Below are 9,097 nucleotides of genomic sequence, written 5' to 3' on the forward strand. Positions count from 1 at the left end.
GGGCCTCGGCTGCGGTGCGCAGCCGTTGGTCGATGACGTGGCGGGCCTCGTAGGGGAGCAGGCTGGGGTGGTCGTCCATGAGGTTCTCCTGACTGACTGGCTGGCTGGTTGGCTGGCTGTCTGGCTGTCTGGTGAGGTGGTCGCGACGTGGTGCGGGCTCAGAGCTGCTGGAGCTCGACGTCGCCGCTGACGGAGTGGGCGCGGATCTCGATGAAGTCGGCCCCCGGTTCGGGCTGGCCTGCCCCCTCGAGCGTCGAGAGGACCCGACCGGTGACCGTCGAGACGTCGGTCCACACCGGGATGCCGGCCGGGACGCCGACACGGAGGTCGCCGGAGGCGGCCTTGAGCTGGATGCGCCCGGCCGTGACGCGGTCGACGAGGAGGTCGCCGCTGCCGGTGCCGAGGCCCACGTCGGTGTGCGCGTGACCGACGCGGAGGTCCCCCGAACCGGTCTTGACCGTGGTGACACCACGGCACTCGCCGATCTCGACGGTGCCGGACCCGGTGGAGACGGTGACCTCGGCGCCGGCGCGCGTGATGCTCACGTCGCCCGAACCGCTCTTGATGCGCAGAGGCGCGTCGACGTGGTGCAGGCGCACGTCGCCCGACCCGGTCTCGACCTGGGTCGGGCCCGAGAGCACGTCCAGCGAGACGTCGCCCGACCCGCTGCGCACCGACGTCGCGTCGAGCTCGCCGGTGCCGACCAGGTCGGCGCTGCCGAGCTTGGCCGTGAGGTCGCTGTGTCGCGGCACGGTGATGGTGAGGTCGACGCGGCGGGTCCCGGAGAGGAAGCCGCCGCGACGGTCGGGGACGACCACGACGAGTCGCTCGCCGTCGAGCTCGACCCGGACGTCGTCCGCGTCGGGTCCGACGACCTCCACCGTCGCCTCGCTGGTGTCGGCAGCGGTGATCTCGACCGTGCCGCGCCCGTTCTCGACGTGGAGGTGGAGGGGGCCGACGGTCTCCAACTTGCGGGTGCTCTCGGTGCTGCTGCTCATGACGGCTCCTGGGTAGGTGCGGGAAAGGCCGGGTGGTGGTGCTGAGGGTGTGCTCGTCCGCGGGACCGGCCGTGGGCCGCCCCGGGTAGTGGGTCAGTGAGTGGGTGCCTGGGGTCAGACCCAGCCGGTCATCCGGCGGGTGCTGTTGTGTCCGCGCCCGGTGCCGCCGAACGGGAAGGCGTCGCCGAGGTGCCGGCTGAGGCTGGACAGGTCGAGGTCGACGTTGATCGCCCCGGTGCGGGTGGCGGCGCGCACGGCGCTGACCAGCCAGGTGTTGAGGGACTGGCCGGCGTCGGCCGCAGCCTCCTCGGCGCGTGCCTTGACCGACTCGGGCAGGCGCAGCGTGATGCGCGCGGTCATCGCGGCATCCGCGTCGTCGTCCTCCGCGGGGTCCGGCTGGGGAGCCGGCTGGGGTGCGGGTGCCGGGGCCGCATCGACCACGAAGGCGAGGTCGCGTCCGTCGAGACGTACGTCGACGCCGCCTGCCGGCATCGCGGCAGTGATCTCGGAGCAGGCCTGGCTGATGGCCTCCATGAGTGCGAGCCGGGCGGCGGGGTCGAGCGCAAAGCTCAGTCGCTCGGCGGCCTGACGCAGCTCGTCGCCGGCCCCCTCTGCTGCGGCGACGAGGTCGCGGCGCAGGTGGTCGACGTACGGGGTGATGTCCATGCACCATCGTGACATCACAGTGGTGTCACGTCAAGCAGTTTGTGATGTCACGGTGGTGGTGTCGGCGATCAGCCGGCGGGGTCGCCGCTCGAGGTCCCCGAGTAGAGCGACACGGCGTCCACCCGGTTGAGGTCGTCGGTGTAGAGGTCGACCGTCACCGGGCACGGCGCGTCCTCGCCCTCCGGCGACGGGTCGAGCGACACCCGCAGGGCGACCCGGTCGACGAGCTCAGCGGGGGTCGGCACGCCGCACCTGGCCCCAGGCGGGACGGCGGAGTCGACCACGAGGCGAGGCATCCCGCTCGCGGTGGGGGGCGAGCTGGGTGGCGACCCGCTCGACCGGGGCCAGGATGTCGTCCCAGGCCGACAGATCGGTGGCGACACCCTCGTCGAGGCGGGTCGAGGGAACGCCGTCCACGTAGACGCGCACCTCGCGAGCGAACGGCGGCGCCGCGCCGCCTCGCGTGAACGCCACGAACATCCACGCCTCGGAGCGGAACCTGTATATCGCCAGACAGGCCGGCCCGGCGGGAATCGCGCTGCGCAGCAGCACCTCCCTCCCGCGACCGTGCTCGCTCCCGGCCTGGGGGTCGCTGCTCAGTGCGAGGCCGCGCGGCTCGCACGCGTCGGTCGCCTCGACCGTGACCCGGTAGCCGGCATCCTCGAGCGTGCGCGTGGCGGTGTCGACGTCGTAGGCGAAGACCGAGGGAACCAGGGTGGGTTGCTGCTGTCGCCAGGCCCAGAAAAGGCCGATCGCGAGCACCGCGACCGTGGCGCCGCGATCAGGGTCCAGGGTCTGCGGCGTGGTTCGGGCGTGCCGGCTACGCGGCGCGCGGGAGCCTCTCGAACGACGGGGCCGGCGCGTCCGGTGCGGCCACCCGAGCTCGATGGCGTGCTCCACCAGGCGCGCGTGCCGCGCTGCGACGTACTCCTGATGCTCCATCTCGCCTCCACGCCGACAACCGCAATCTACTCCGCCGCCCGCGTGCGCTGTCGGGATGGAGACGCAACGACGCCCGGACCGTGGGTCCGGGCGTCGTCGTTGGTGCGGTGCGTGATCAGAGATCGAAGAGCGATCCCGCTTCACTGATGTCGGCATCCGTGCGGGGCTCGTGTGCCTCGCCGCTGCTCTTGGCGGCGGGGGCCGCGGGCTTCTCCGCCTCGGGCTGCTTCTCCGGCTCGGGCTCGGCCGGGACCTCGGCCTCCGGCGCTGCCTCAGTCTCAGCCTCAGCGTCAGCCTCAGCCTCCGGTGTGGCCTCGGGGGCAGTCTCAGCCTCCGGTGTGGCCTCGGGGGCAGTCTCAGCCTCCGGTGTGGCCTCGGGGGCAGTCTCAGCCTCCGGCTCCGGTGTGGCCGACGCGGTCTCGGAGGCCTCGACAGCGTGGTCGGCGTCGTCGGCTACCTCGGGAGCAGCGGCGTCGAACATCGTGCTGCTCGACGGCGCCGCCGAAGCCTCAGGCTCCGCAGCCGCTTCCGGCTCCGGGTCGGCCGGGCTCTCGGCAGCCGCTGCAGGGGCGGGCTTCGACGCGGCCGGCGTGGGGGCGGCGATGTCGAACAGCGAGCCTCCGCTGTTGAGGTCGGCCACGGGCGCAGCCGCCTCCTCCGGCTCGGTTGCCTTCGGCTCGGGCTCGGGCTCGGCAGCCTTGGGCTCTGCAGGCTCGGGCTCGGCTGCGGGCTCCGGCTTCGCGGCGGCCTTGACGGGCTCGGACGGTGCCTCGATGTCGAAGAGCGACCCGCCGGAGCCGAGATCGGCGACGGGCACCGACTTCTCGGCCTGTGCGGGCTCGGCCTGTGCGGCCTCCGCCTCCGGCTCAGCCGGAGCAGCCTTCGGCTCCGCCTCATCGGTCTCGGCGGCCGTCTCCTCAGCAGGAGCGGCAGCGGGGGCCTTGGCGGCAGGCGCCTCGGCAGGAGCTTCGAGATCGAAGAGCGACCCGCCGCCGCCGAGGTCTGTGCTCGCCTCGGCCGGCTTGCTGTCGGCCGTCTCGGTCTTGGTCTCCGTCTCGGCGTCCTCGGGCTCCGCCTGGGCGGGCTCGGACTTCGGGGCTTCCTTGCCGACCACGTCGAAGAGCGAACCGCCGCCGAGACCCTCGGCCTCGGGCTCCTCGGCCTTGGTGGGCTCGGGCTTCGTCTCGGTCGTGGCCGACTCGGCCTCGGCGGGAGTGTCGTCACCCACGTCGAAGAGCGATCCACCGGAGGAGGTGGGCTTGGCGGCCGCAGCCTCCTCGCTCGGCGCCTTGTCCGCGGCGGCGGTCTCACCCTGGGTGTCCGCGGCGTCGTCGAAGAGCGAGGAGCCACCCGAGGCCTTGGCCAGCGGGCCGGCGTCCTCGGTCTCGGTCACGGTGTCGTCCTCGTCGGCGTGCGTGACGTCGCCGGCCTCGGGCTCCGCCTTGGTTGCCACCGACTCCTTCGCGGCGGGTGCCTCCGCAGCGGCAGCAGCTCCGGCGCCGGGCGCCAGCTTGGTGGCCTGCTCGCCCTTGACCGAGGCCAGCAGCATCTGCGCGACGTCGAGGACCTCGACCTCCTCGCGGGCCTCGCCCTTGGCCTGCTGGGCGGTGAGGCCGTCGGAGAGCATCACGCGGCAGAAGGGACAGCCGACGGCGATCTGGTCGGCACCGGTCTCGACGGCCTCGATCGTGCGGTTGACGTTGATCCGCGACCCGATGTTCTCCTCCATCCACATGCGCGCGCCACCGGCGCCACAGCAGAAGGACCGCTCGGAGTTGCGCTCCATCTCGACGAACTCGGCGCCGGGGAGGATCTCGAGCAGCTCGCGGGGCGGGGTGTAGACGCCGTTGTGGCGACCGATGTAGCACGGGTCGTGGTAGGTGATCGAGCGCTTCGCCGCGCCCGCGCCGTCCTTGACCGGGGTCAGCTTGCCTTCGCGCACCAGGCGGTTGAGCAGCTGCGTGTGGTGGACGACCTCGAGCTCGATGCCGAACTCGGAGTACTCGTTCTTGAGCGTGTTGAAGCAGTGGGCGCAGGTCGAGACGACCTTCTTGACCTTGTACTCCTTGAGCGTCTCGACGTTCTGCTGGGCGAGGCCCTGGAAGACGAACTCGTTGCCGGCCCGTCGTGCCGGGTCACCGGTGCAGGTCTCGCCGTTGCCCAGGACGCCGAACGTGACGCCGGCCATGTCGAGCAGCTCGGCGACGGCGCGGGTGGTCTTCTTGGCGCGGTCCTCGTAGGCGCCGGCGCAGCCGACCCAGAACAGCCAGTCGACCGAGTCGAGGGAGTCGAGGTCCTCACCGACGACCTTGACCTCGAAGTCGAGGCCCTTGGCCCAGTCCATGCGGGCCGTGGAGGACATGTTCCACGGGTTGCCCTTGTTCTCCAGGCCCTTGAAGAGCCCGTTGAGCTGGCTGGGGAAGTTCGACTCCACCAGGACGGCGTGTCGACGCATGTCGATGATGTGGTCGACGTGCTCGATGTCGACGGGGCACTGCTGCACGCAGGCGCCGCACGAGGTGCAGTTCCACAGCACCTCGGGGTCGATCACGGCGGCGCCGTTGGTCGGGTTGTAGAACCACTCGCCGTCCTCGAGGCCGTCCATGCGGCCGCCGGTGTCGCCGATGAGCGGACGCTCAACCTCGGTGCGCAGAGCGGCGTCGCCCTCGAGCAGCGCCTCGCGCTCGTCCTCGGAGGCCAGCAGGTACGGCGTCTTGGCGTACGTCGCGTCACGCAGCGCGGTGATGAGCAGCTTGGGCGAGAGGGGCTTCTCGGTGTTCCACGCGGGGCACTGCGACTGGCAGCGACCGCACTCGGTGCAGGTGCTGAAGTCGAGGATGCCCTTCCACGAGAAGTCCTCGACGGCGCCGACGCCGAGCTTGGAGTCCTCGTCGAGGTCGTCGATGTCGTCGAGCGTGATGACCTTGCCGTCGGAGGTGAGCGGCTTCACGGCACCCAGGGCGGTCCGGCCCGACGACTCGCGCTTGAACCAGATGTTGGGCCAGGCGGTGAAGCGGTGCCAGGCGACACCCATGCCGATGTTCTTGGCGATCACGAGCAGCCAGATCATCGCCAGCACGATCTTGAAGAGGGCGATCGCGAAGATGGTGTTCTCGAGGGTGGCGACGTCGTTGGAGAAGAGAGCGTCACCCAGGTAGGAGCTGATCGGGAAGTGCGCGCGGGTGCCGTAGTCGTCGCCCTCGGCCTGGAGGAGGTTGTACTCCGCACCGCGGATGAAGAGGATCGCGCCACCCTCGAGGAGGGCGAAGGCCTCCACGAAGTAGGCCTGCCACATCTGCGAGCCGAAGAAGCGGCTGTCGCGGCCCAGACTGCGGGGGTGGTGCTTCTGGCGATAGATGATCAGGAAGACGATGCCGACCGTGCTGAGCACGCCGAGGAGCTCGAAGAGCCACTCGACGGGATACCAGTGGCCGATGATCGGGAGCACGAACTCGGGGTCGAAGAGCTGCACGTAGGCCGAGGCCACTGCGGCCGAGAGCACGATGAACGCCAGGTAGACGAACCAGTGCATGATCCCGACCCAGGTCCACTGGAGCATCCGGGTGTGCCCGAACGTCTCCTTGAACATGGTGATCGTGCGGCGCAGCGGCTCGTCGCGGCGGCCGACGACGGGCTGCCCGGCGCGCATGACGCCGATCGCCTTCCGCACGGTCATGGTGACGGCGACGACTGCCCAGGCCGTCAGGCCAAAGGAGAGGACGATGGCGAAGATCTGAAACATGCGATGAACTCCCGGTTGGACTGCGTGCCGCGGACTCGACCCACGGACGGGGCGAGCCTAGGGGGCCAATAAGGCCCCCGTCAGGCTCCCCCTGGGGTGAGATGGATCCTACCCGTAGGTAACTTATTTCAGGTGCGCACCCGCGTGACGCGTCCATCGGCCGAGAAGTCGATGCGCACCAGGGTCGTCGACCCGGTGGTGGCCCCGGTGGTGCGCGCGCAGACGCCGTACGACGAGCCGAGGCGTTCGTAGGGCTGGCCGACGAGGGCCATCACCTTGGTGGTGGGCATGCCGCGCTTGATGATCCGCTTGACCTCGGTCGCGTCGAGGCGCAGGTCGGGGTTGCGGCAGCTGTCAGGGGCGATGCCGTAGGCCCGCTCCCACATCTGGAGGTAGGCCTCGGTGCCGCGCGACATGTCGTCGAAGATCGCCGCGGCGTCGTCCGGCCCACCGCTCGCGCCGGCGACCTGGGTGAGGTCCTCGACCCAGTCGGGGTAGAGCCCGTACTGCGCGACGCCGTCGGTGTTGATGTCCCACACCCGCTTGCCGGCGCGCTGCCTGTCGATGCTCACGCCGCCGAGACCGGTGATCGGGTAGTCGACCTTGTTGGCGACGTCGCCGCCGCGGGGGTCGCCCTGGGCGCCGAGTCCGTTGATGTCGGCCCCGAAGCCGATGCCCCAGTAGTAGCGCTCGTCGGCCCAGCCGATGTGGCGGCGCCACTTGTCGACGAAGCCGGTCGAGTCGCCGGCATACGGCGAGACGAAGCCGCCGTCCTCGTAGATGCGGGCGTAGGCGTCGGGCGTCGACCACGAGTGGCTCGACAGCACGCCCTGATAGCCGATCTCGTCGATGACGTCGAGGGCCGTGGAGCGCGACTTCACACTGAGATGGTCGGGGTCGAAGAGGATCGCCCGCTCGGCCATGGTGCGGATGGTGTGCTCGCCCAGCGAGGTCAGGTCGCGGTCGTTGCAGTGGGCGGGCGGCGGGTAGAGCGGGATGGGCGGCAGGACGCCGCCGAAGATCGTGCCGATCGCCCCGAAGAGCGCGTCCTGCTGCTCCGCGGAGACCTCCGGGAAGGCGACCTGGGGCCGGTCGGAGTCCTCGGTGTCGGCCGGGGTGCAGGTCTTCATGTCCCAGAAGGTGCCGGTCTCGAGGAAGTTCGCGCCGTTGATCGCGATGCCCGTGGCGCCGCCGTCGCCGGCGACTCCGCCCAGGGCGTTGTCGAACTTGTTGACGAGCTCCATCTGTCGCACGCCGAGGGCGTGCATCTCGTTGATCTGCTCGGTGATGTCGTCGGCCGTGCACTCGGGGACGTCGTCGCCGGCGACGTACTTGAAGGTGCAGCCGAAGGGCACGCTGGTCTCGATGCCCATGACGACGGCCATCTTGCCCTCGTTGATGACCTGTCGAGCCTCGAACGGCGTCTTCACGATCCGGTAGAAGCCCTTGCCGGGACCACCCCACTGGGCGTCGATGTAGTCCTGGAAGCGATACATGTCCTTGGCCTGGAGCCGGATCGAGTCCATGTCGTCGCAGCTGTTGCGCTTGAGCGGGTAGAGCTGGCACAGCTGGTTGTTCTCCACCAGCAGGTTGACGAAGAGTCGCTGGCCGCCGCGCCAGGACCGCTCGAGCCACTTGTAGTAGGTGCCCTCGTGGGTCAGCGAGTTGGGGGCGGGCCAGTCCTTGAAGGTCGGCCAGCCGACCGGGTCGTGGCTGGGCTCACCGGACAGGAACGCCTCGAGCACCGCCCCGTTGCCGCCGGTCGCCGTGTGGTCGGCGCAGTCGCGCAGGGCGTAGGTGACGCCGAAGCGGTGCCACGGGCGGCCGCAGTGGGCGCTTCCGCCGAGGAACTCGAACGCCATCCCGTGGGTGTGCGCATCGATGAACCCGCGCACCTCCTGGATGTCGCTGACGCCGGCGTGCGGCTCCCCGTCGACGTTGACCTCGGCCTCGGGGAACTTCGCACACCCCTTGACCCGCTCGATCACGAAGTAGGTGGGCTTGTTGCCGGTGCGGATGGTGCCGTTGACGGTCTTGAGCCCGGGTCCGTTGCGCAGCTTGAGTCGGTAGCGCTTGATCGGCCGTGCGTCCTTGCGGACCCCGATTCGCGTGGGCTTGCCGCCCTTGGCGATCCAGATGGCGCGGGTGCTCGGCTTCGTCTCGAGGGTGACGCCGCCGCCCTTGGTGGCAGTGATGACGTCGCGCCCGTTGCCGTAGAGCAGGTAGGTGCCCAGCCCGGTGGCCTGGAAGGTGTAGCGGCTCGCCTTGCGCCGTGGCATCGAGCGAACGGCGATGGAGTCGCCGGACTCCTTCACGTAGGCGCCCTGGGCGGTGCGCAGCGTGTAGCAGCCGCCGGCCATCTCGAACCGGTTGGTGGGGTTGAAGGCGCGCGGACGATCGAGTGACATCGTCGTCAGCGCAGGGTCGGGCAGTGCGCGCTCGGACTCGACGTAGGCCGCTGCGTCGATGCGCTCCTGCGGTGTCGTCGGGTCGGCGGCCGCAGCCGAGACCGCCTCGCCGCCACGCGAGATCTCGTTCTTCGACGCCGGGTCGTGGGTGTGCAGGGCGCTCCCGGGCAGGTCGACGTGGGGCGCCGATGGGTCGGACGACGCCGCCGCCTCGGCGAGCGCGTCGGTGGCGCGCAGACGCGGGGCTTCGGGGGCGTCGGACCACGGCAGCGCGAAGGCGGACACGATCACGGCGGTCGCGAGCGTGAGCGGCAGCGCGACACGCAGCAGCGGACGGCGGG

Annotated in this window: 6 protein-coding genes; all 6 read right to left on the minus strand. The window is 70.6% G+C overall.

The genetic code is table 11. The features are described 5' to 3' along the window. Window positions 1-158: 158 nt before the first annotated feature. Window positions 159-998 (minus strand): DUF4097 family beta strand repeat-containing protein, encoded by an 840-nt coding sequence (locus VOI19_RS08155; protein ID WP_323792467.1) that lies wholly within the window; start codon window positions 996-998, stop codon window positions 159-161. Window positions 999-1,112: 114 nt separating this feature from the next. Then, entirely contained in the window at window positions 1,113-1,664 is a 552-nt protein-coding gene (locus VOI19_RS08160; RefSeq protein ID WP_323792468.1) for a toxin-antitoxin system HicB family antitoxin, read from the minus strand. Between the two features lie 68 nt (window positions 1,665-1,732). After that, window positions 1,733-1,909, minus strand: coding sequence for a hypothetical protein (locus VOI19_RS08165; protein WP_323792469.1), 177 nt, complete (start codon window positions 1,907-1,909; stop codon window positions 1,733-1,735). Beyond that, on the minus strand, window positions 1,893-2,606 hold the full coding sequence (locus VOI19_RS08170; protein WP_323792470.1) for a hypothetical protein: 714 nt from the start codon (window positions 2,604-2,606) through the stop codon (window positions 1,893-1,895). The genes VOI19_RS08165 and VOI19_RS08170 overlap by 17 nt, the downstream gene beginning before the upstream one ends. Window positions 2,607-2,721: 115 nt before the next feature. Beyond that, a complete protein-coding gene (locus tag VOI19_RS08175) occupies window positions 2,722-6,348 on the minus strand; it encodes a heterodisulfide reductase-related iron-sulfur binding cluster (RefSeq protein WP_323792471.1) in 3,627 nt (1,208 codons plus the stop codon). Window positions 6,349-6,476: 128 nt separating this feature from the next. Beyond that, window positions 6,477-9,097: hypothetical protein (locus VOI19_RS08180; RefSeq protein WP_323792472.1), on the minus strand; the 2,621-nt coding region annotated here is incomplete at its 5' end.

The sequence above is a fragment of the Nocardioides sp. genome, assembly GCF_034670285.1.
Classification (GTDB): domain Bacteria; phylum Actinomycetota; class Actinomycetes; order Propionibacteriales; family Nocardioidaceae; genus Nocardioides.